Annotated in this window: 26 protein-coding genes, 2 pseudogenes and 2 riboswitches; of the genes and pseudogenes, 15 read left to right on the forward strand and 13 right to left on the reverse strand. The window is 63.3% G+C overall.

The genetic code is table 11. The features are described from left to right. Positions 1-13 precede the first annotated feature (13 nt). Positions 14-217 (reverse strand): hypothetical protein, encoded by a 204-nt coding sequence (locus BO1_RS14410; RefSeq protein ID WP_028218146.1) that lies wholly within the window; start codon positions 215-217, stop codon positions 14-16. A gap of 244 nt (positions 218-461) precedes the next feature. On the opposite strand from BO1_RS14410, the gene BO1_RS14415 reads away from it, so the two are divergent. The 3 genes from BO1_RS14415 (at position 462) to BO1_RS14425 (ending at position 3,092) form a co-directional block, all read left to right on the forward strand. Beyond that, complete coding sequence (locus tag BO1_RS14415) at positions 462-866, forward strand: hypothetical protein (RefSeq protein ID WP_028218147.1); 405 nt, start codon at positions 462-464, stop codon at positions 864-866. A 488-nt stretch (positions 867-1,354) separates the two neighbouring features. Continuing rightward, positions 1,355-2,749, forward strand: coding sequence for an FAD-binding oxidoreductase (locus tag BO1_RS14420; RefSeq protein WP_028218148.1), 1,395 nt, complete (start codon positions 1,355-1,357; stop codon positions 2,747-2,749). Positions 2,750-2,798: 49 nt separating this feature from the next. Beyond that, positions 2,799-3,092 carry a GYD domain-containing protein gene (locus tag BO1_RS14425; protein WP_028218149.1) on the forward strand — a complete coding sequence of 98 codons (294 nt, stop codon included), beginning with the start codon at positions 2,799-2,801 and terminating at the stop codon, positions 3,090-3,092. 8 nt (positions 3,093-3,100) lie between these two features. On the opposite strand, the gene BO1_RS14430 is transcribed toward BO1_RS14425, so the two are convergent. The 6 genes from BO1_RS14430 to BO1_RS14460 form a co-directional block, all read right to left on the reverse strand. Next, a complete protein-coding gene (locus BO1_RS14430; protein ID WP_028218150.1) occupies positions 3,101-3,478 on the reverse strand; it encodes a hypothetical protein in 378 nt (125 codons plus the stop codon). A gap of 129 nt (positions 3,479-3,607) precedes the next feature. Beyond that, a complete protein-coding gene (locus tag BO1_RS14435; RefSeq protein WP_028218151.1) occupies positions 3,608-4,354 on the reverse strand; it encodes a carbonic anhydrase family protein in 747 nt (248 codons plus the stop codon). Positions 4,355-4,481: 127 nt separating this feature from the next. Further along, a complete protein-coding gene (locus BO1_RS14440; RefSeq protein WP_043284870.1) occupies positions 4,482-5,096 on the reverse strand; it encodes a J domain-containing protein in 615 nt (204 codons plus the stop codon). 90 nt (positions 5,097-5,186) lie between these two features. Next, entirely contained in the window at positions 5,187-5,450 is a 264-nt protein-coding gene (locus BO1_RS14445) for a hypothetical protein (protein ID WP_028218153.1), read from the reverse strand. Positions 5,451-5,755: 305 nt separating this feature from the next. Beyond that, on the reverse strand, positions 5,756-6,373 hold the full coding sequence (locus tag BO1_RS14455; RefSeq protein ID WP_028218154.1) for a glutathione S-transferase family protein: 618 nt from the start codon (positions 6,371-6,373) through the stop codon (positions 5,756-5,758). A 91-nt stretch (positions 6,374-6,464) separates the two neighbouring features. Further along, positions 6,465-6,830 (reverse strand): YciI family protein, encoded by a 366-nt coding sequence (locus BO1_RS14460; RefSeq protein WP_028218155.1) that lies wholly within the window; start codon positions 6,828-6,830, stop codon positions 6,465-6,467. Positions 6,831-6,913: 83 nt separating this feature from the next. Here BO1_RS14460 and BO1_RS14465 point away from each other — a divergent pair, with 83 nt between their 5' ends. Together BO1_RS14465 and BO1_RS14470 are read left to right on the forward strand one after the other, a co-directional pair. Continuing rightward, positions 6,914-7,360 (forward strand): MarR family winged helix-turn-helix transcriptional regulator, encoded by a 447-nt coding sequence (locus tag BO1_RS14465; RefSeq protein WP_028218156.1) that lies wholly within the window; start codon positions 6,914-6,916, stop codon positions 7,358-7,360. A 187-nt stretch (positions 7,361-7,547) separates the two neighbouring features. Next, complete coding sequence (locus BO1_RS14470; protein WP_028218157.1) at positions 7,548-8,162, forward strand: LysE family translocator; 615 nt, start codon at positions 7,548-7,550, stop codon at positions 8,160-8,162. A 27-nt stretch (positions 8,163-8,189) separates the two neighbouring features. Here the strand turns inward: BO1_RS14470 and BO1_RS57525 are convergent, their stop codons facing one another. Next, a complete protein-coding gene (locus BO1_RS57525; RefSeq protein WP_407669948.1) occupies positions 8,190-8,381 on the reverse strand; it encodes an FmdB family zinc ribbon protein in 192 nt (63 codons plus the stop codon). Between the two features lie 86 nt (positions 8,382-8,467). Then, positions 8,468-8,531, forward strand: a riboswitch (Fluoride riboswitch). A gap of 64 nt (positions 8,532-8,595) precedes the next feature. Between BO1_RS57525 and crcB the strand changes: the two genes are divergently transcribed. Then, the gene (gene crcB / locus BO1_RS14480; RefSeq protein WP_028218159.1) at positions 8,596-8,994 is read left to right on the forward strand and encodes a fluoride efflux transporter CrcB; all 399 of its coding nucleotides are present in this window, start codon (positions 8,596-8,598) and stop codon (positions 8,992-8,994) included. 49 nt (positions 8,995-9,043) lie between these two features. Here crcB and BO1_RS14485 read toward each other — a convergent pair whose 3' ends face one another. Next, positions 9,044-9,412, reverse strand: coding sequence for a DUF190 domain-containing protein (locus BO1_RS14485; protein WP_028218160.1), 369 nt, complete (start codon positions 9,410-9,412; stop codon positions 9,044-9,046). Next, the gene (locus BO1_RS51125) at positions 9,409-9,783 is read right to left on the reverse strand and encodes a DUF190 domain-containing protein (protein ID WP_043284873.1); all 375 of its coding nucleotides are present in this window, start codon (positions 9,781-9,783) and stop codon (positions 9,409-9,411) included. The genes BO1_RS14485 and BO1_RS51125 overlap by 4 nt, the downstream gene beginning before the upstream one ends. A gap of 305 nt (positions 9,784-10,088) precedes the next feature. On the opposite strand from BO1_RS51125, the gene BO1_RS14495 reads away from it, so the two are divergent. From BO1_RS14495 to BO1_RS59120, 3 genes and pseudogenes are all read left to right on the forward strand, one after another. Beyond that, complete coding sequence (locus BO1_RS14495) at positions 10,089-11,183, forward strand: SDR family oxidoreductase (RefSeq protein WP_028218161.1); 1,095 nt, start codon at positions 10,089-10,091, stop codon at positions 11,181-11,183. A 338-nt stretch (positions 11,184-11,521) separates the two neighbouring features. Beyond that, positions 11,522-12,703, forward strand: a complete 1,182-nt coding sequence (locus BO1_RS14500) for a GGDEF domain-containing protein (RefSeq protein WP_028218162.1) — start codon at positions 11,522-11,524, stop codon at positions 12,701-12,703. 260 nt (positions 12,704-12,963) lie between these two features. Then, positions 12,964-13,125: pseudogene (locus tag BO1_RS59120) on the forward strand (discoidin domain-containing protein); the annotation flags it as partial. A 55-nt stretch (positions 13,126-13,180) separates the two neighbouring features. On the opposite strand, the pseudogene BO1_RS51130 reads toward BO1_RS59120, so the two are convergent. Next, positions 13,181-13,330 (reverse strand): annotated as a pseudogene (locus BO1_RS51130) (MFS transporter); the annotation flags it as partial. Between the two features lie 212 nt (positions 13,331-13,542). Between BO1_RS51130 and BO1_RS14520 the strand changes: the two are divergent. From BO1_RS14520 to BO1_RS14535, 4 genes are all read left to right on the forward strand, one after another. Further along, positions 13,543-14,043 carry a PRC-barrel domain-containing protein gene (locus tag BO1_RS14520; protein ID WP_028218164.1) on the forward strand — a complete coding sequence of 167 codons (501 nt, stop codon included), beginning with the start codon at positions 13,543-13,545 and terminating at the stop codon, positions 14,041-14,043. Between the two features lie 55 nt (positions 14,044-14,098). Continuing rightward, the gene (locus BO1_RS51135) at positions 14,099-14,494 is read left to right on the forward strand and encodes a hypothetical protein (protein ID WP_043284877.1); all 396 of its coding nucleotides are present in this window, start codon (positions 14,099-14,101) and stop codon (positions 14,492-14,494) included. Positions 14,495-14,527: 33 nt separating this feature from the next. After that, positions 14,528-14,896 (forward strand): DUF2784 domain-containing protein, encoded by a 369-nt coding sequence (locus tag BO1_RS14530; RefSeq protein ID WP_028218165.1) that lies wholly within the window; start codon positions 14,528-14,530, stop codon positions 14,894-14,896. Between the two features lie 181 nt (positions 14,897-15,077). Further along, positions 15,078-15,273: riboswitch (cobalamin riboswitch) on the forward strand. Between the two features lie 89 nt (positions 15,274-15,362). After that, positions 15,363-16,415, forward strand: a complete 1,053-nt coding sequence (locus BO1_RS14535; RefSeq protein WP_028218166.1) for a HoxN/HupN/NixA family nickel/cobalt transporter — start codon at positions 15,363-15,365, stop codon at positions 16,413-16,415. Positions 16,416-16,426: 11 nt separating this feature from the next. Here the strand turns inward: BO1_RS14535 and BO1_RS14540 are convergent, their stop codons facing one another. After that, positions 16,427-16,831 carry a MarR family winged helix-turn-helix transcriptional regulator gene (locus BO1_RS14540; RefSeq protein WP_322788529.1) on the reverse strand — a complete coding sequence of 135 codons (405 nt, stop codon included), beginning with the start codon at positions 16,829-16,831 and terminating at the stop codon, positions 16,427-16,429. Positions 16,832-16,959: 128 nt separating this feature from the next. Here BO1_RS14540 and BO1_RS14545 point away from each other — a divergent pair, with 128 nt between their 5' ends. Beyond that, on the forward strand, positions 16,960-18,447 hold the full coding sequence (locus tag BO1_RS14545) for an FAD-dependent oxidoreductase (RefSeq protein ID WP_245643797.1): 1,488 nt from the start codon (positions 16,960-16,962) through the stop codon (positions 18,445-18,447). Between the two features lie 14 nt (positions 18,448-18,461). Here the strand turns inward: BO1_RS14545 and BO1_RS14550 are convergent, their stop codons facing one another. After that, positions 18,462-19,763 carry an aspartate aminotransferase family protein gene (locus BO1_RS14550; RefSeq protein ID WP_028218169.1) on the reverse strand — a complete coding sequence of 434 codons (1,302 nt, stop codon included), beginning with the start codon at positions 19,761-19,763 and terminating at the stop codon, positions 18,462-18,464. Positions 19,764-19,925: 162 nt separating this feature from the next. Here BO1_RS14550 and BO1_RS14555 point away from each other — a divergent pair, with 162 nt between their 5' ends. Next, positions 19,926-20,801 (forward strand): LysR family transcriptional regulator, encoded by an 876-nt coding sequence (locus BO1_RS14555; protein WP_028218170.1) that lies wholly within the window; start codon positions 19,926-19,928, stop codon positions 20,799-20,801. The last annotated feature ends 27 nt before the right edge of the window (positions 20,802-20,828 follow it).

The following is a 20,828-nucleotide window of genomic DNA, read 5'->3' on the forward strand; positions in this document are numbered from 1 at the left end:
TCTCCCGGCGCGACTACTGGTCATGCGCGAGCGCTTCGAGGCGGGCATCGCCCGCGTCTTTCGCCGCACGCTGATTGGTGTAGGTCTCGTCGGATACGAAGATGCGCCGCACGTCTCGCGCGGCAAAGTCGACCAGCGAGATGACCCAGACCCAGCCGCCCGTCCGCTCGGCCGTATGCACGAATGCGCTCACGTCGCCCTTGTTGCTTGCGTTCATGTGACCTCCGTTAAAGAATTGCATGGGGAGCATGGCGCGTGCCGGCCTGGCCGGCCATGACGGCTCCCCTGTGCGAGTCAACGTTTCCGGACATGCGCGCGAGGTAAGGCGTCGTCCCGGTCCGGCCCCGCGCGCCATTTCATTTTAGGCAATGGGATTGGACATACCACGGGTCCATTTTGGTGCAGCCGGGCGCAAGGTAGAATCTCGCCAGAACCTCATGCCGCCCATCGGGGAGTGCGTTATGACAAGCGAATGGCAGAGCCGCCGCATCAAGCTGTTTGTCCAGCGTTTCTGGCAGCCGACCAGCGCATGCATGACCTGCATGCCAGGGAGCTGGGCCAATATCCTGAGCGTCGTCCACTGGGCCATCGCATTCAGGACGGGGGTCATCACCGGCGCGCTGGCCGTGCTGCTCACCTTCACGCCGGCGGCGAAGTTGTACGAGAATCGATACGGCAATGCTCTCGTGATCGGCTGCCTGACTGCGTTAGGCGACGCCTTGTCTCACACGAGCCACTATCACAATCACGTTCTCGAACACCTCCTCACGGGCGCCATGTCGGGATTGTTCGCGCTCGCGGCGTCCTTCCTGCTCGAGGACCGCGCGCGCCGGATTCGCGTGGTATGGGTGCGTTTTTTTGGATGATTCAGCCCCGATCCATGGCCAGGGCCTGTTCACGCGAATAACAGGCCCTGAACTCCTCGTTAGTCAGTTACATGCATGTCCGCAAAATTACCGAAGCATGCGAACAAATTTTAGATTCCCTGCATTCGGCTTGCTAAAATATCGAGGAGACGACGCCGGCCCAGCATCCGCAACACGCGCCGCGCCCGCTTCAGCCGGACATTCTTCATAACAATTATGGATTGCTAATCAATCAGGGTTGTCCGGCAACCTGATACAGCCCCGCCCCCTTTCGAAACATGCGTCGGCCGGGTTGCGCAGCAACGCCCGCCCCGGCTGGCAGGCTGCCTTCACGAAAGCCTGATTCTTCCCGCTTTCCCTGCGAGATTTGCGTCTCGTGTCCCGCATCGATTGCCCGGCGCATGACTCCGGACAGGTCTGTTGCGCTGCCCCGCGCCACTGGACCACGCCATGCGGTATTCGCGAACGGCCTGAATGAGAGGTGTGCGATGTCCAGCCTGTCGAGCGATTCCATCGAAACATTGAGAGGCGCGCTGCGCGGTCAAGTGCTGCTGCCGGCGGACGCGGGCTACGACGAAGCCCGCCAGATCTGGAACGCCATGATCGACCGCCGTCCCGCGGTGATCGTACGTTGCCAGGGCTGTGCCGACGTGCGCCATGCCGTGACGTTCGCCCGCGACGCGGGTCTGAAGATCGCCGTGCGCGGCGGCGGCCACAATATTGCCGGCAGCGCGATCTGCGACGGCGGGCTCGTAATCGACTTGTCGCAGATGAAATCGGTGCGGGTCGAGCCGACCACGCAGCGCGCCTATGTCGAACCCGGCGCGAAGCTGGGCGACTTCGATCACGAAGCGCAGGCGCTCGGTCTCGCCACGCCGCTGGGCATCAATTCGACCACGGGCGTTGCCGGGCTCACGCTCGGCGGCGGATTCGGCTGGCTCAGCCGGCGCTTTGGCATGACCGTCGATAATCTGCTGGCGGCCGACGTCGTGAGCGCCGACGGCACCTTGTTGCGCGCCAGCGCCAATGAGCACGACGATCTCTTCTGGGCCATCCGAGGCGGCGGCGGCAACTTCGGCGTGGTGACGATGTTCGAGTTCGCGGTCCACCCGCTCGGCCCCGAAGTCTACGGCGGGCTGGTCGTGCTGCCCCTCTCGGCTGCAAAAGACGCCTTGGTGAGATACCGCGAGGCCGCGGCCAGCATGCCCGACGAACTGACCGTGTGGAGCGTGCTGCGTCTCGCGCCGCCGCTGCCCTTCCTGCCCGCCAGCGTGCACGGCACGCCCGTCATCGTCTTCGCGATCTGCTACAACGGGCCGCTGGAAAACGGGCCGGCCGCCGTCGAACCGGTGCGTAACTTTGGCCCAACCTGCGGCGAGCATCTCGGTCCGATGCCCTATGCGGCATGGCAAAAGGCCTTCGATCCGCTGCTCACGCCGGGCGAGCGCAATTACTGGAAGTCGCACAATCTCGCCGAGATACCGGACGGCCTGATCGACGCCCTGACTGCAGCAATCGGCACCTTGCCTTCACCACAGTGCGAAATCTTCTTCGGCATGATCGGCGGCGCAACCATGCGTGTGGCGCCGGACGCCACGGCCTATCCGAATCGCGACGCCCTGTACGTGATGAACGTGCATGGCCGCTGGACCGAGCCCGCCGACGACGAGCGCTGCATTGGCTGGGCGCGCGACTTCTTCGAGGCATCGGCGCCTTATGCGCTGGGCAGTGTGTATGTGAACTTCCTGACCGAAGAAGAGCACGCGCGCGTGGCCGCCGCTTATGGTCCGAACATGGAACGCCTCATTGCGGTCAAGACCCGCTATGACCCGCACAATCTCTTCAACTGCAACCAGAACATCCGGCCGGCCGCCGGTGCGTAGCGGCCATGGAGCATGAGCCGCTTGGGTAACTTTGGTAAGGAGAATCGCTATGGCGACATACGTGGTGCTCGCAGAATTCACGGATCAAGGTATTCGCACGGTCAAAAACAGCGCGCAGCGCGCCGGCCAAGCCGCGGAACTAGCCAAGGCCTATGGCTGCGAGATGAAGCAGATTTACTGGACGCTGGGTCAATATGACATTGTCACGATTATCGAAGCCGCCGATGAAGCGGCATTCATGGCATTCGGCCTCGCACTCGGCTCCGCAGGCAATATCCGCACACACACTCTGCGCGCCTTCAACAAGGACGAATTCAGCGCGATGCTTGGCAAGCTCCCTTGACACGCGCTTCAGGTCGAGCGACGCGTGGACGGCGCGCGGCTTTCTTTTGGCCGCCGCCCACGCTTGCCCTTTCGCCAGCTCAGGAGGTTGGCCACGACAGCCGCAATGAACGCGACGAGCGTGGAAGTGGACGAGGTGATGAGTATTCTTTCCTCGGGTTTCAGCGATGGCATTGCGGGGCGCAATTTGGCGACGGGTGCGAGTGGTTTTGACGGTGCGCCGCCCGCCACGGTTTGCGTCGCGCTTTTCAACTGCACGGCGGGGATTTGCACAAGCGGACTCGCCACCTTGTAACGCACGAAAAGCGCGGCGGTGACGCAAAAGAAACCCACGAAGAGCCCGAGGAATAGCCGGCAAAACAACTCCAGCCTGGTGAAGTTTTCCATGTCCGCCTCCCCGTTGCCTTGCGCGCTTGCCGCACGTCTATATTGCGCCGGAAACGCGCAAACCGTGCAAGGCGGACATGCGATGCCTTGAACGACGCGAGGCCGAACGAGGCTCCGATACCGGCATCGTCAACCGAAGAACTCCACGGCGCCGGTTCCGAGGTTGTACATCGCGCCAACGATCTTGATCGTCCCCTGGGTCTCCAGTTCGGCGAGCACAGGACTGTTCTGACGAATATTGGCGAGGGTCATCTCGACATTCTTGCGCGCCACGGCGTTGACGAATGTGTAGTTCGACGCGGAGCGATCGCCTTCATAGGTCGTTGCCTGCACGGCAGGCTTGATCCGCTCCAGCAATCCGGTGAGATTGCCGAGTTCGACGTTGGCAATGGCGCCCTTGATGGCGCCGCAGGCCGTATGCCCCATCACGACGATGACCTTTGCACCGGCGAGCTTGCACGCGAACTCCATGCTGCCCAGAATGTCGTTGTTCTCGACATTGCCGGCCACACGGCAATTGAAGATATCGCCAATGCCGAGATCCATGATGACTTCCGCAGGCGCTCGCGAGTCGATGCAACTGAGCAAAACCGCCGCGGGATACTGACCACTCGCACTCGCCCTTTGCTCTCGCAAGTAATTGCGCGCCGTGCGTTCGCCGTGCTGGAAGCGCGCGTTGCCCTGCTTCATCACGTCGATGATCTGTTCGGGCGTCATCTTCTCGCGTTGCGCCTTGGTCAGCGCATCGGCGCGCGCGGGTGGCGTGGCGAGCGGCCCCGTAGCCAGGCCAACTACCGCGGCCGTACCTGCCAGCTTGAGAAACTGCCTGCGCCCCGAACCCCGGTATTGATTCGGATACCCCAATATATTGCACATGGCCTGGTCCCCCCGCATTCGAGTGTCGACGTTCAATATAGGCCATCGCAACGGGGGTTCAAGACTGCGCGCGCTGGCTGTGCCTGGGGCTCCAGATCCCCGCATTCGCGCGGCCATTCATGCGGGCTCAAGGGTGCAAGCCGAACATCCCGTGCCAGAGTGTGCTGAAGAAGTTCGCCTGAGCGCGCTCGGTGCTCGCATGAGGCTCCTCACTGCGCGCGCGCTCCGGGGCGGCTTGCGGATTTTCCTCTTGCGCCTCCACGGCATCGTCCGGCGTGGCACCCGCCCCATGCTCGTTCGATGCGGTCTTCGCCTGGCGCGACAGATGCAGTTCGAGCGCACCATCGGCGATGCGCGCGGCGAGTTGCGCTTCACAATCGCGCCCGAGCAGCACGCCGAACACGACGTCGCGATTGTGCCCCTGCTCGGCAAAGCGCATCGCGACGGACACGTGCCGCGCATACTCGGCCTCGCGCGCCGCCTGCGCACGCGCGGCTTCCTCGTGCTCGCGGGAAAGACGCCCCATTTCCTCGGCATACACCGCGTCGTAGACGCGGCGCTGCACGGGGTCGGAAAGGATCGCGTACGCCTCCTTGATCGCCTGAAACTGCGCGTGCGCCGACGCTTCGCGCCCCACATTGCGGTCAGGGTGCGCTTTCATTGCGGAGCGCCGGTAAGCGCGCTTGAGTTCCTCGTCGTTCGCGTCGTCGCGTACGCCCAGCAAGTCGTACAACGTCGCCATGGCTCGCCCGGATAGAAGTGGATTCGAGCCGATCGTAGCATGGCAGGCACGCGCCCACAGCGCGCGCCGGCGATTGTGAACGTTGCAATCTCAGTCGTCGAATTTCCCCGCCAGCAGCGCCTCATCGAAATCGGTGATCCACGGGGCAAAGTGGTCGGTGTCGTAGACTTCGGTCTTGCCATTGGTAAGCCGTGTCACGGAAATCTGCCGGATGGCCCCTTTTCCCCCATCGGCCGGCCCCTCGTCCTTGTCCGTGATCCTGAACTCGCCGAGCGCGAAGCCCCGGCTTGTCAGTACCGCCTTGACGTCTGCCTGTTCGTCCCAGGAAAACTCGGCAAAGTCGTGGGCCGTCATGTTCATCTCCTCGGCGCGGCGAGCGCAAATATCCTTGCACGGTGACATGTTGAAACGGATCAAACGACACGGATCCCGACCGCTCTGCCGACACATTGCCATTGTTCGGCCAAAGTTGCCATCGCGCGAGACACCGCCCGACTGTTTTCAAATATATAACTCCATGCTGACGAATAACATTCACGTGCGCAGCGGCGCGGGCCTCCACGACTGGGACGAGGCGCACCTCGCCGACGTGAAGGCAGCGCGCTGCAAGCTGATCGCGGGTGGTTGAGCGGCGAAACGCATGCCGCACGCAGCCGATATCACGCCGCCTTGCGCGCGTCGGCGATACGCTGCGGCGCTTCCGGGCGTGCGTAGAGACGTTCGAGATAGGCCTGCAAACGCGGGAATGTATCGATCAGCCGCACTTCGTTGGCCCAGTCCATCAGATAGGCCGTCACGCAGTCGGCCACCGTGAGCCTGTCGCCGACAATGAACTCGCGCCCTTCGAGATGCTTGTCGAGTATCGCTGCCATCGTTAGAAAATCGGCGCGCGCGAGTTCGATATCGCCGGGCAGGCGCTTGTCCGGCGGGTAGAGGAAGCTGTGCCGCGTGATGCGCCAAAGCGGTTGTTCGAGCTCCGTCACCGCGAACAGGGTCCAGCGATACACCTGCGCCCGCTCTTCGAGATCGGTGGGCAGCAGCCCTTTCTCCGGATATTTGTCCGCGAGGTACAGCACGATTGCCGCCGATTCGGGGATGACCTGGTCGCCGTCGACCAGCACGGGAACCTTGCCCGCCGGGTTCAGCCGCAGGAATTCCGGCCTTTTGTGCTCGCCCTCGAGCAGGTTGACCGATATGAACTCGAAATCGGCGTCGACTTCCTTCAGCCCCCAGAGCGCGCGTTGCGAACGGGTTCCAGAAAATCCGTAAAGCTTCATCACGATCCTCCAAACTGTCGAAAAACATCTCCGCTGCGGGCAGCGGCAAGTTCCCGGCGCGCGGCGCCCGCTATCCGGCAGGCCGCTCCACTCAGCCGCCCGGGATCGGCAGAACGGGCATCACTTCGATCGAATCGCCAGGGAAGATCGTGAAATGCGGATGGCGTTCGAACAATTTGGCCGCCTCTTCATGTGAAGCGGCGCGCACGACCGTAAAGCCCGTGAGCGCATTGGCCGTATCCTCGATGCCCTCCTCGCCGATGCTCTTGGTCTTGCCGAGCGGCCCGCCGAGATCGACGATATCGGCCTTGTGGTCTTCCACCCATGCCTTCCACGCGGCGATGCCCTCCCGCGCGCGCTCGGCCCGCGTTTCTTCGGGAAGCGCCCACCACGCCTGCGAGCGCGGGTTGTCCTTGCTACCGAGGAAAACGGCGAGAAACAGTTTCTGATCGCTCATGCAACCTCCGCCTGATGAGGGGAGCAACGGGATGCTGCTCGCCCGGCCTTGACAATATAGGTTGATATCAACATAATTGCAACATGTCATCCGCAAAGAAACTGCCCTTCGATACCACGCTCATGGTGCGTGACTGCTGCCTGTGTCTGCATATGCAGCGGGCGGCGCGCAACCTTGCGCGGATTTTCGACGAAGCCTTGCGTCCGCTCGATCTCACGAACGGCCAGTTCTCGCTGCTGATGTCGCTCAATCGGCCGCAGCCGCCGGCGATGAAAGACGTGTCGGCGCTGCTGGCGATGGACCGCACCACCCTGACGGCCGCGCTCAAGCCGCTCGAGCGCCGGGGCCTCGTGCGCATCGAGCTGGATCCGGAGGACAAGCGCAGCCGCCTGCTGAGCCTGACGCCCGATGGCCACCGGCTGCTCGCCCAGGCATTTCCTGTGTGGGAACAGACGCATGCCGAAATCGAGGAGCCATTCGCCCCCGGCGAAGTCGACCGGCTGCGCCAGCAGTTGCGCGCGCTTTCGTAGCTTCGCGCGGTGCAGCGGTTACACACGCCGCAATTGCGGGACAACCCGATTCGTTGCGCGCACAACTTTGTCTTATCGCCGGGGCATGCGATAGCGCTGCGCCGAAGCACGTCCAGAACTCGCGGGTATGATAGAAGCCGCAACGTCCCGTCAACTCACGTCCCGCCCAGCGCACCACGGAAACGACATGCCCCAGTCCGCCAATATTTTGCTTGCGCTCGCAGGCGTCCTCTTCCTGAGCGTCGCAAGCCCCGGCCCCAACTTTTTGATCGTCACGTCCACTGCGGTAGCGTCGAGATACGCGGGCGTCATGACCGGCCTGGGCCTTGCGGCGGCGTCCGGCACCTGGGCGCTGATCGCGATCGCGGGGCTCAGCCTGATCGTCACGCATGTCGCATGGGTCAATGCCGCAATCCGGCTGGCCGGCGCCCTCTATCTGATCTGGCTGGGCATCAAAATGATCCGCACCGCGCGGCAACCGTTGCCCGTTGCGGACATCACCGAGACTTCGGGCTGGGCCGCCGCGAAGAAAGGCTATCTCGTCAGCATGACGAATCCGAAAGCCATCGCCTTCTATGGGAGCATTTTCGCGGTGATGGTGCCCGCGCACGCGAGCGCCTGGCTCGACATCGCCGTGATCGGTCTCTCGATCGGCATCTCGGGCGCGTGGTACTGCGCGATGGCGCTGCTCGCGTCTCACCCCACCGTTCGTCAGACGCTCTATCGACGCAAGGCGGCGCTCGAAACCGCCGCCGGTTTGCTATTGATCGCGCTCGGGGGCCGCATGCTGGCCGCCCGCTGACCGGAAATCGCCGCCAGGGCGGCGAGGTCAGCTTTTTCTCGAAGTCTTGGGCACGAATGTTGTAGGCACATGCTGAACCTGCTCGCTTCCGCAGTGCGGGCAGCGTGGATGCGCCCCTTGATGCTCGGCTAGATGCTCGACACTCTCGAACGTTTCTCCGCACTTTTCGCAGCGGTACTGATAGGTCGGCATGGCAGTCCTCCGGTTTTGGCTCTGCATGTGGATACCAGTATGGCTCTTGAATAGCGGAACTCAATACACGCGCGGAAGAAATTCGCGCGGCATGGCGCCCTCGCCTGATACACTGCGTGCCTGGAGATGGCATTCTCCTTTAACCGCTCATACCGAGCTGATGATGCCTGTGACCAACCCGAGCGCATGCGCAGCGAAGCTGCCCGTCTCGCTACGGGTATGCACACACAGGGGCGTCAACATGGTTCAGCCGGTACTTGCCGTCATTGCCGTTGCCATTGGCGGCGCACTGGGTTCACTGTTGCGCTGGTTCCTCGGCCTGCGCCTGAACGGTGTCTTTCCCGAACTTCCCCTTGGAACGTTTGCAGCCAATGTGATCGCCGGCTACGTGATTGGCGTGGCCGTGGCCTTTTTCGCGCGGCTCCCCGAAATCCCCGGCGAATGGCGCTTGTTCGTGATCACGGGCCTCATGGGCGGGCTGTCGACGTTCTCCACGTTCTCCGCCGAAGTCGTCGCCCACATTCAGGAGGGGCGCGCCGGCTGGGCCGCCGCGGAGATCGCAATTCACGTGTGCGCGTCGCTGCTCATGACGGTGCTCGGCATTGCGACCGTGAGCGCCGCCATGCCCGTTTCTTCATGAAACGCCGGCAAAGGTCGGCAAGCCGCAGTGCGCGCCTCGCCTTATCGGCTCACTGCGGCTTGTGCCTGAATAGCGAAAAATGCTTGTGCTCGCTGGGCGGGGTGTCGCCGCCCAGCACGCCGAATTCAATCGGCGAACGCGTATAGAACACGTGCACCTGCGCGGCCTTGACGACATCGAGCATGCGCTGTGCCTCGTCTTCCGTGGCGGCGAGGATGATCTGCACGGGCTGATCGGCAAGCTTGAGCATATGGGCCGCGTGATGCGCGCCCGCATGACCCGTGCCTTGCGCACAGTTGATCACGGTGGCGCCGTGGATACCCAGTTGCTTCGCTTCGTGCAGGAGCCATTCGCAAACCGTGCGATGGCCGTGGTGGCGGTTCTGCTCGGTATAGAACGTGAGCTGGTAACCGTTCATATTGCCCTCCGCCGTTCATGCGATTGATCCGCTTCACCCGCATCGTGCGCCTGATCCGCGCCAAGCGCGTCGTATTCGATCGGTGCGCGCGTATAAAAGAGCCGAATGCCGCCCTCGTGAAGTTTGGCGAGCAACGGTTCGATCGCGTCGTCGCCGCCGACGACCGAGACGGCCACCGATTGCTCGGCAAGCTCGAAAAAGCGCGCCGCGTGGTATTTGCCGTTCACGTCCACGCCTTCGGCGATGTCGACCACCGTCGCGCCCTGGATGCCGGCATGCCTCGCCTCGTCGAGAATCCACTCGACGACCGGCATGTGTCGCACGCGATGACGCTGGTTCGCCACGTAGACGGTGAGTTGACTGCCTTGCATGATCGCCTCCGGCGCTGGTCGGGCAGACCACGCCATGTCCTCATCCGACTCTACGCTGCGCACGGCGGGCTTACAAGCCGCCGCCGCGCGCCTCGTCATTCCCGCTGGCGCCTCGAGGCGCCATCGTCCATGCCTGCGTGGAATAAGCGTGATTCCGGGTCCGCTACTACCGGGCAAGCACCGCCAAAACTACATTTCTGGTGACCGGCATCCAGTCGGCAAGGATTGCTCAGGCAAACGCCGATATTTTCGAATCGCGTAGACAGGCCTGAGCCGCAATGAATTCACGGATATGGAGAACAGCAATGAGCACGGGAAACAAGGTTCTGGTGGCGGGAGCCAGCGGACTCATCGGCGTGGCCGCAATTGAATCCTTTCTCTCTTCGGGTTGGGACGTCGTGGGCATTTCCAGGCGCAAGCCGGAACTGCCGAGCGGCCGCGACTTCGAGTTCATCCCGGTCGATCTGCGCAACGAAAGCGCCGCCCGCGAAGCACTCGCGGCACTTGACGGCATTACGCACGTGGCGTATGCGGCCATCTACGAGAATGCGGGCGACCTGGTGAGCGGCTGGTCGAACGCCGAGCAGATCGAAATCAACAATGCGATGCTGCGCAACGTGATCGAGCCGCTCGTTGCGGGCAAGTCCACGCTCAAGCACGTGTCCATTTTGCAGGGGACGAAAGCGTATGGCGTCCACCTCCACCCCATCGCCATCCCCGCACGCGAGAGCGACCCGCGTGATGACCACGCAAACTTCTTCTTCGATCAGCAAGACTACGTGAGCGCCACGGCTGCGCAGCACGGCTTCACCTATACCGTGCTGCGCCCCCAACTCGTCACCGGCAAGACGCCCGGCGCGCTCAACGTGCTCCCGGCCATTGGCGTCTATGCCGCTATCCGCCGCGAGAAAGGCGAGCCGTTCAGCTTCCCCGGCGGCCCGTCGTTCGTCTGGGAAATGGCCGATGCCGATCTCGTCGCGCAGGTCATGGTGTGGGCGGCGCAAGCGCCACAAGCGGCCAACGAGATCTTCAACGTCACCAACGGCGATGTCTTCGAATGGCGCAGCGTGTGGCCCGCCATGGCCAGGACGCTGGGTGTGCAAACGGGTAGCGACGAACCAGTCAGCGTGACGCAGTACATTCGCGAGAACGCCGACGTATGGGCGAAAATCGTCGCCAGGTACGGTCTTGCAAGCGGCGATCTGCGCGCATTCGTCGGACAGGGCGATCAACATGCCGACTTTGCGTTTGCCTACGGCGCACCGGCGGGACCGGTGGCATTCGTTAGCACTGTCAAGCTTCGCAAGGCCGGATTCAACGCCGCAGTCGATACCCGCGATGCGTTCTGCGAAGCGCTGCAGTCGTTCATCGACCGCAAGCTCCTGCCACCTTCGCTATAATTCCGGCTGCGGCGGCAGACAAATCAGACGAATCGGATTACTCTTCCGACCCGCATACCCGCGCACGATTATCGATGCCGCCTGGCGTCATCCGTGCCCTTTATCGCGCCGACCTTCGTGCGAATTCCCGGCCGCCATGAACCGGGAATCGCCAACGTCGGCGCCCGCACAGCCCTCGCCACGCCGCCTGTAGCGGCAATATCTACCGCCCGCGGTCAAACAGGCGAGATGCCCGCATGTTTTACCTCTAATCTCCAGATTGATGTTCAGACAGATCGTTAGACTTGGTTCGCAATGCTGAAGCGGAGTGTTTCCGCCGGCAACGTTGGGGGCGAACCGTGATCGAGGTGCGAAGGGCCATTACTGCGGAGCGGCGGCGCTCGCTCGCCATCTATGCATGCATCGTGGCCGCCCTCTTCGCCTCAGCCGTCGTGTCCGCCTGGCAGGCAAGCGCGGTGGTCGCCGACGCGCGCCTGCAAAATCGCGCGTCCCTGCTCGTGAACACCAGCAATGCCCTCCTCAGCGGCATGAAGGACGCCGAGAGCGGCCAGCGCGGCTACCTGCTGACCGCGGATGAACAATATCTCGCGCCCTACGTACGCGGCAAAGCCGAGGCGCTCGACGCGCTTGCCCGGCTGGCTAATTTGCTTCATACCCCAGAACAGGCCGCCGGCCTGCGCGACGTCCGCGGCGACATGAGCGAAAAGCTCGACGAGCTTGCCCAGACCGTGCAACTCGAGCGGCTCGGGCAACACGAGCGCGCGCTGAGCGTGGTCAAGACCAATGCCGGGAAGGCGGCGATGGACCGGCTTCGCCAGCGCATTGGCGCGATCGTCGCCGATTGCGACGCCAGAAGGGCGGCGGCCCTGCGCGACGAAACTGTCCGCCTCGAGCTCACGGGCTATGCGTTCGCCGGCTTGCTGCTGGGTGTGCTGGCGCTGCTGGCCTTCGCCACGGTCATGCAGAGGAAGGCGTTCGACGGCGTCGTGCGAGGCGCGGAGCGCATGACGCGTGCAGCGTTGCGCGACGCCCTCACCGGGCTGCCGAACCGGCGCGAACTGGAACTGCATCTACGCGCGCTGGAAGGTGGTGAGGCGACGGCCCCTGGCCCCGTCACCGCCCTCTTCATGGACCTCGACGGCTTCAAGCTCATCAACGACACCTTGGGCCATGCCACCGGCGACGCGCTGTTGCGCCGCGTTTCGGAGCGGCTGCGCCAGGTGCGGCGTTCCGGCGATCTGCTCGCGAGAGTGGGCGGCGACGAATTCGTGCTGATCGCACCGGGTCTCGCGAACCGCGCGGATGTCGATCAGCTTTGCAACCGCTTGATTGCGGCGGTGGACCCGCTTGCACGCGAGTTCGGGTTCGTTGGACTGAGCATCGGCATCGCCACCCGTGAGGCGGCCAGCGAAACGCTTGCCGGTCTCGTCGAAAGAGCGGACAGGGCCATGTACGATGCGAAGCGCTCGGGTGGCGGTTACCGTTTCAGCCCGAGAGGCCATGAGATTGTCATGACATAAGCGCTTGCCCTACGGCCATCGGTTGCCCGGCAAGCGCTCCCACCAGCAGAAAGCCTGCGAACCCTCGCAGGCTTTTTCCAGGCTCACTGCGCAAGGCCGGCGAACGCGGCAGAGAGAACCGCGCCAGGCGGCGTTGCGTTGTGCGGCGCCGCCCGTCAAGAAAATCATCCGGACGCCATGCGCATCCATCAGTTCCATTTGATATGGATAACTGATTGTGAAGATGAAGAACCTCGTTGCCGACATGATGGCCGGCATTGCTCAACTGGACGACGCTCTACTCCACCAGCAACGGCGTCGCGTATGGTCACGTCACGCTGCCGAACCTGAACGGCCACGGCCGCTACGTGCGGATGTACGGCACCAAGCGCGCGACGCAGTGGGGCTACTCGCTCGACGAAATGCAGGTGTGGGGATCGTAAGCGGCCGTTCCCGCCGGGCCATTCGCGCCCGGCAAATTCGAGCGCAAGGCCCGCATCACGGCTCGTCCGGTACCGCAGAAAGTGGCGCGGCCACGTGTTCCAGCGGCTTGCGCTCGGCATCCACGCCCCAGATTGCCGCGATCATCGCGGCACCCAGCATCAGCGCGGAGCCCACGAGGTAGCCCGTGAGCACCTCGCCGCGCTGGGTCTCCGGTGGTTGGCAGTTCAGCCGTGCTGGCGATGCATCGCTAGCATAGGGCATGCCCGTTGTGCTGGTTTGCCGGGAAGGCGCGATACGGCCACCCACGTGTCTGCGGAGATCGACTACGCTTGAATGGAAAGCACCCCGCCGACGTTGCCCTGTCACGCCAGCCCGGGCGTTTCATGACCATTCGCCGTCTAATTGAGGAGCACATCATGCCCACGAATCCCGGTTCTCCGCATCTCGGCGCACATATCGTCGGCAAAGGCAGCGCGACCGCGGCCGGTCCCGGACCCTACATCATGGGCGCGAGCACGCTCGAGGGCGATAGCGTCTTCAGTTCGGATGACGAAGAAGTCGGCAAGATCAAGGAGATCATGCTGGAAGTCGAGACCGGGCGTATCGTCTACGCCGTCATGTCGTGCGGCGGCTTTCTCGGCATCGGCGACAAGCTGCTGGCGCTGCCCTGGCCCGCGCTCACGCTCGACACCACCCACAAATGCTTCGTGCTGAATGTGAAGGCCGAAAAAATCAGGCACGCGCCGGGCTTCGACAAGAACCACTGGCCCGCCATGGCCGATATCGGCTGGGCCACCACGCTGCACGAGTACTACGGTACGCGCGCCCATTGGGAGGAGGATGCGCCCGAGCCGTCCGGCAAGGACGAACCGCCCAGGCCGACTGAGCCACCTGGGGCCGGCGGCGTCGATCTATGACGCGCACGAGGCGTGTGGCGCGCTGGCGGCAACCCCGCACGCCCATGGAGCGACCATGAAGACATTCGATTTCGCGCAACGGCTCGAGGAGATCCAGATTGCACTGGCCCATCTCTTCGATTCGCCGAAGACGTCCACTGTGAGCATCCTTGAAGAAGGCGACGCGATCATCGTGCACCTGAGCTGGGTCGTGGATTCGCATCGCGACTCGACACTCGATGCGCGCTGCGCCGCCACGATCCACGCGACACGCGCGCAATTCGAACGCTACGCGGGTCTCGGCACCGCGCAACGGCGCACCATCCAGGAGCGCATCCGCCAGCGCGTGCGCGCGCGCTTCGAAGCATGCCGGGATCCCGCCCAACCCGGCGGCGCCTGCACGTTCGACGTGGTGCTCGACGAAGCGATATTCGATGCCGAGAGCGACACCTACTTCCCGAGCATCGAGTGAGCGCGTGACGGCAAGCGATCGGGAAAGCGCGCCGTGAACTGGCTGGCGAATACCGTTCTCATGCTGCATGCGCTGCTGGTGCTCTTCATTGTCGGCGGCCTGCTTGCGATCTGGGTGGGCGCATGGTTCAAGCGCGGCTGGGTGCGCAATCGCGTGCTGCGTATCGTGCATCTCGTGGCCATAGGCGTGGTTGCGCTGCTTGCCGTCCTCGACATACCGTGCCCGCTCACGGTGCTCGAAGACTGGCTGCGCACCGGCAGCGTCGGTCCGCAAGGCTTTATCCAGCGCTGGGTCAGCTATTGGCTCTATTACGACTTGCCGGGCTGGGTGTTCGCAACCGCCTATGTGATGTTTCTGCTCGTCGTGGCGATCACGTGGTTTCGCATTCCTCCGCGCGTGTGATCGATACGCCACAGACAGGGCGCCGCGCCCTTGCGAGCTTGCCCGGCACGCCTGGGTCAAAGCGCCCCAAAAGCTTTCCAATTGCCTTCGTTTTACCTCGATGAAGCTGACGCCCGCGCTCATCGCGTCGCATTTTTGCGGTGCCGTCAGTTTGCCGGTTGACGTACCAGAGTGCGGCCTATTACGCTCTCGCGCTGATGGTTCCCGGCGACGGGATCAAAAGGGAACGCAGTGGAGGCTTTCGCGCCTCGAGTCTGCGGCTGCCCCCGCAACTGTGAGCGGCGAGTCCATGCCTGAAGGGCCACTGGGAAACCGGGAAGGCCGGCAATGGATGTCGACCCGCGAGCCAGGAGACCTGCCATCAAACGGCGTCGACGCATTCGCATCGGGCGGGGTGCCCCGGTGAAGGTTCAGGTTCTGCTGTCTGAGCCGGTTTGCTGAGACGAGCGCCATTGGAGGCAGAACCATGTTCAGAGCTTTAAAACACGTTTTCAACGACAGTTCCGCCGATGTCAGGGGCAAGGTCATCGGCATCTACGTCTTTCTCATCGCAGTCAACCTGGGTGCCTGGATCTGGGCACTCATCGCTTTCCATCATCGCCCGGTATTGCTCGGCACGGCCTTGCTGGCCTACGGCTTTGGTCTGCGCCACGCGGTGGATGCAGACCATATCGCCGCGATCGACAATGTCACGCGCAAGTTGATGCAGGAGAACAAGCACCCCGTCGCGGTAGGATTCTTCTTTTCCATCGGCCATTCCCTGGTATTGCTGATCGGCACCGCCGTCATCGCCATCACGGTGATGAGCCTGCAGAGCAGCTTCGACTCGTTCAACAATATCGCGGGCATCATCGGTACGCTCGTCTCCGGCGGCTTCTTGCTGTTGATGGCGATTTTGAATCTTGTGGTCGCCCGGGACGTGTATAAGACCTACCGGCATGTGCGTCGCGGCGGCGACTACGATGACGACAGCCTCAACATCCTGCTTAACAACCGGGGCTTGATCGCCCGCATGTTGAGACCCCTCTTCCGGCTCGTCAGTCAGAGCTGGCATATGCTGCCGGTGGGGTTTCTGTTCGGACTGGGGTTCGACACGGTGACCGAGGTGAGCCTGCTCACCGTCGCCGCGACGGAGGCCAGCAAGGGACTGCCGATCTGGTCGATCCTCGCGTTTCCGGCGCTGTTCTCCGCGGGCATGTCGCTGATCGATACGACCGATGGCATCCTCATGCTCGGCGCCTATGGCTGGGCCTTCGTGAAACCGATTCGCAAACTCTATTACAACCTCACCATCACCACCGTCTCCGCCGCCGTGGCGATCCTGATCGGCGGAATTGAAACGCTGGGGCTGATCGCGGGGGAACTGAACCTGCAAGGCTGGTTCTGGGACCGCATGAACGATCTGAATAACAATTTCGGTCTGCTCGGCTACGGCATCATCGGGATTTTCGCGGCGGCCTGGCTCATTTCCTTCATCGTCTACCGCGTCAAGAAGCTGGACGAGATGGAGATCGGCTAGCTGCCCCGGGATTACGCCCCAGATCCAGATGCGTGAGTCTCGATGTCCTCGGCGAATTTTCGTAAAAGGCGCACGAATTCGTCGATTTCCTGAGGCTCCCAATGGACGAACAACCTTCGCCCAAGGCGATCACGTGCGGCATCGACCGCGTCGGTCATCGCCTTGCCCTTTGCTGTAGCGATGACTTGCCGGACGCGGCCATCTTCGGCGCCCGCTCGACGCTCGACGAAACCAAGGCTCTCCAGTTTCGCCACCTGACGGCTGACCGTCGTGTGGTCACGGCCGACCCTTCCCGCGAGATCGACCATACCAAGCGGGCCGAGCCGCTCGACTGCGACCAGCAGCGGAAACAACGCGCGGTCGAGAGCAATTCCCGCCTCACGAATCATATTTTCGTCGACATCAGGGCGGTTCATCACGCTGACAATCCTGATCAACGACCCATGCAATTCCCGAATAGACGCCGATATGCGTGCATCTTGCACATTTTTTCGTGCTGGCATAACATCCCTCCTGTTGCGTGCATTTTACACATATCGGAGGCATGATGCTCGAGGATACGACTGTCGACGTGGTGATTTCCGGGGCGGGCGCCACAGGCGTGACACTGGCCATCGAGCTGGCGCGACGCGGAGTGTCGTTCTGCCTCCTCGACAAGCTGGAGGTGCCGTTCGGCGGGTCACGCGGCAAAGGTATTCAGCCGCGGACACTGGAAATCTTCGAGGATCTCGGCATCGTGGATCGCATGATGCTGGCGGGCGGCCCCTATCCGCCGCAGCGCGAATATCGTGACGACGGCAGCTACGCCGAATCGGCCGCCGAAGCGAACGAAGCCCCAACGCCGTCAGAACCCTATCGTTCGCCGCTGCTCGTCCCGCAGTTTCTGACCGAGTCAGTCATGCGCGAGCGTCTTGCTGAACTCGGCGGTCGGGTGGAGTTCGGATGCGAGCTGGCAGGGCTGAAACAGGACGAAGACGGCGTACTGGCCCGTGTTGCCACTCAGCGCGGCGAACGGACCATTCAGGCACGCTTTCTGGTTGGCGCAGACGGGGGGCGCAGCTTTGTGCGCAACGCACTCCAGATCGGCTTTCCAGGCAAGACACTTGCTGTGCGCGCCGTGGTTGCCGATGTCTTCCTCACGGGTCTTGACCGCAATGCCTGGCATCGCTTCAACGAGGGCTCCATGGAACGGCAACTCGCGTTATGTCCGCTGGTTGGAACGGAAATGTTCCAGATACAGGCTCCAGTGCCACTGGAAGGCGACGTTGACCTTTCTGCAACGGGGCTCGCCGCAATGATACGCGCGCGTACGGGCCGCAACGATATACACATCGAATCCGTATCCTGGGCCTCTGCCTACAACATGAATGCGCGTCTCGCCGATCGCTACCGTGATGGCCGCGTGTTTCTCGTGGGTGACGCCGCGCACACGCATCCCCCCACAGGCGGCCAGGGGCTCAACACCAGCGTTCAGGATGCGTACAACCTCGGATGGAAACTCGCAGCGGTGATCGATGGCGCTCCCGTTGCGCTTCTTGACAGCTACGAGGAAGAGCGTCGGCCGGTGGCGGCCAGCATGCTCGGTCTCACCACCAGGCTTCTCGACGCCATGAAGCGTGGGGATAATCGGCGAGGTCGCGAAGTGCAACAGCTCGACATCGGCTACCCGGAGTCTTCGCTCGCGATGGAATGTCCTGAACGCTCTTCAGGCCTGCGTGCTGGCGAGCGCGCCCCTGATGCGCCAATTCGTTTGATAAGCGGGCATTCGACGCGTGTCTTCAACCTGTTGAAGGGCACTCACTGGACGCTCTTCGGCTACGACGTCAGCCGCGATCGGGTCGCACCACGCGCGGGCCTGCACATCCATACGTTTGGCGCCCGTGGCGATGTCATCGATGATGGAGGCCATTTCCGCGACGCCTACGCGGTAGGGACTGGCGATTGGATACTCGTCCGTCCCGATGGCTACATTGGCGCCATCGTCGCGAACGAGCACGTAAAGTCCCTGGAGACTTACTTCCAGCCTGGCTAAGCCCTGACTGGCGCTTACAGCGAGCGCTCGATCGCCTGGCCCAGCAGCGAGAGACCCAGGTCGATCTCCTCTTCGCTCACGGTCAACGGCGGCGCAATCCGGAACACACCGCCCATGCCGGGCAACTGCACGATGTTCATGCTGAGCCCCAGGTTCATGCACTCGCGCGTGATCCTGGCGCCCAGCCCATCGGCGGGTTCCTTGGTGCGGCGGTCCTTGACGACCTCCATGCCGAGCAGCAGCCCGCGGCCGCGCACGTCGCCGATGCACTCGAAACGCTCCATCAGATCCAGCAGGCCGCGCCGCAGCCGCTCGCCCATCGCGTTCGCGCGCGCCACCAGCCCCTCGCGCTCGACCACGTCGAGCACCCGCAGGCCGACGGCGGCCGGCAGCGGATCGGACACGTGCGTCGTGTAGAACAGATAGCCCAGCTCGTGCGCGCGCTCTTCGATCTCCTCGGAAGTCACCACGGCCGCGAGCGGCAGCCCCGCGCCCAGCGTCTTGGAGAGCGTGAGAATGTCGGGCGTCACGCCGTCACGCTCGCAGGCGAACATCGTGCCGGTGCGCCCCACACCGGTTTGCGCCTCGTCCAGAATCAGCAGCATGCCGCGCGCTTCGCATTTGCGCTTGAGCTCAGCCATATAGCCTTCGGGCAACTCGATGATGCCGCCCGAACTCAGGATCGGCTCGGCGATGAAGGCCGCGAGACTGCCGCTGGACTGGCGATCGATGAGATCGAAGGCGTAGTCCAGCTCCGCAAGGTGATCGTAATGGCCGTTGCGCTCGAAGCGCGGCCGGTACGCGAATGGCGCCGGTATCGCAAACGAACCGACCGCGGCGGGGCCCACGCCCTTGCGGCCCGCGCTATAGGTCGCGGACGCCGCGCCGCCCGTCATGCCGTGCCACGACTGGGCGAAGCCGACGATTTCATACTTGCCCGTGACGAGTTTCGCCATGCGGATGGCGGCCTCGTTGGACTCCGCGCCGGTGCTCAGCAAAAGCGCGCGGTCGAGCCCGGCGGGTGTCACTTCGGCGAGGCGTGTCGCGAGGTCGACCACGGGCCGCGAGAGCATGCCGCTGAAGAGGTGATCGAGCTTGCCCGCGTACTCGTTGATGACCGAGACGATTTCAGGGTGGCTGTGCCCCAGCACCGCGCTCATCTGCCCCGAGGTGAAATCGAGGATCGCGCGGCCATCCGCGTCGTAGACAAAGCTGCCCTGGGCGCGCTCGATGATCATCGGCTCGAACGTGCCGCCGTAACGGATGAGGTGCTGCCTGGCGTTGCGCCAAAACGTTGTGTCGTCGTTGCGGGACACGATGCTTCTCCTCGTGGTTGGCGGGCACATGCGGAGCACATGCGGGCGCGTGGCGGGAATGACTTGCAGTGTAGGCGCGCCTCTGGTTTTATAGAATCGAATAGTTTTAATGCGAGCTAGCAGCATGGCTAATATCGGCGCCGGCTATTGGGGGCGAATATCGTGAGTCAGTCGCTCGAAATCGATCTGCTACGTTCGTTTGCGGTCATTGCCGAAGTACGCTCGCTCAGCCGCGCGGCCAGCCGGATCGGCCGCACGCAGTCCGCGCTGAGCCAGCAGATGAAGCGCCTTGAAGAAATAGTCGACCAGCCGCTATTCCAGCGCACCGGCCGTGGCGTGGTGCTGACGAATCCCGGCGAGCGCCTGTTGATTCACGCCCAGCGCATGCTGCGGCTGCATGACGAGGCGATGGCCGACTTGTGCGGCAAGGGATTGACGGGGACGATCCGCTTCGGCTGCCCGGACGACTATGCCGCCGTGTTTCTGCCCGCGCTGCTGCGCGAGTTTTCACGCCAGCACCCGCAGGCGCTCGTGGAGGTCGTTTGCGGGCCCACGCCGCGCCTCATCGAGCAGCTCGAAAACCGCGCCGTGGATCTCGCGATGATTTCGTTGCCGGAGATGCGTGAGGGGATGAGGGACAGCGCGGACGGCGAGATCATTCGCCACGAGCAGCTCGTGTGGATCGGCTATCCGGGGCTGGATCCGGCGCACTTCGATCCGTTGCCGCTCGCGCTCTCCGATCCGGACACGCTCGACCACCTTGCGGCGTGCGAAGCGCTGCAACGTGTCGGCCGCGCTTACCGGCTGGCCTATGCGAGCAGCAGCCTCGCCGGCCTGACCGCGCTGGTGCGCTCGGGACAGGCCTTCGCGGTGATGACGCAGACGGCAGTGCCGGCGGACCTCGCGATCCTGCACGGCGATCCCGGCCTGCCGCCCCTGCCCGCTGTGGGGATTACCTTGAAGTTCGAACGCAAGCGCCCCTCGCATCTCACCGCCGCGTTTGCCGAGCACATCCGGCTCACGCTGCCGCTGCTATGAGGGGCGCCGCGAACTGGCGCGAGACGC

Origin of the sequence: Paraburkholderia oxyphila NBRC 105797 (genome assembly GCF_000685075.1) — a bacterium.
GTDB lineage: Bacteria > Pseudomonadota > Gammaproteobacteria > Burkholderiales > Burkholderiaceae > Paraburkholderia > Paraburkholderia oxyphila.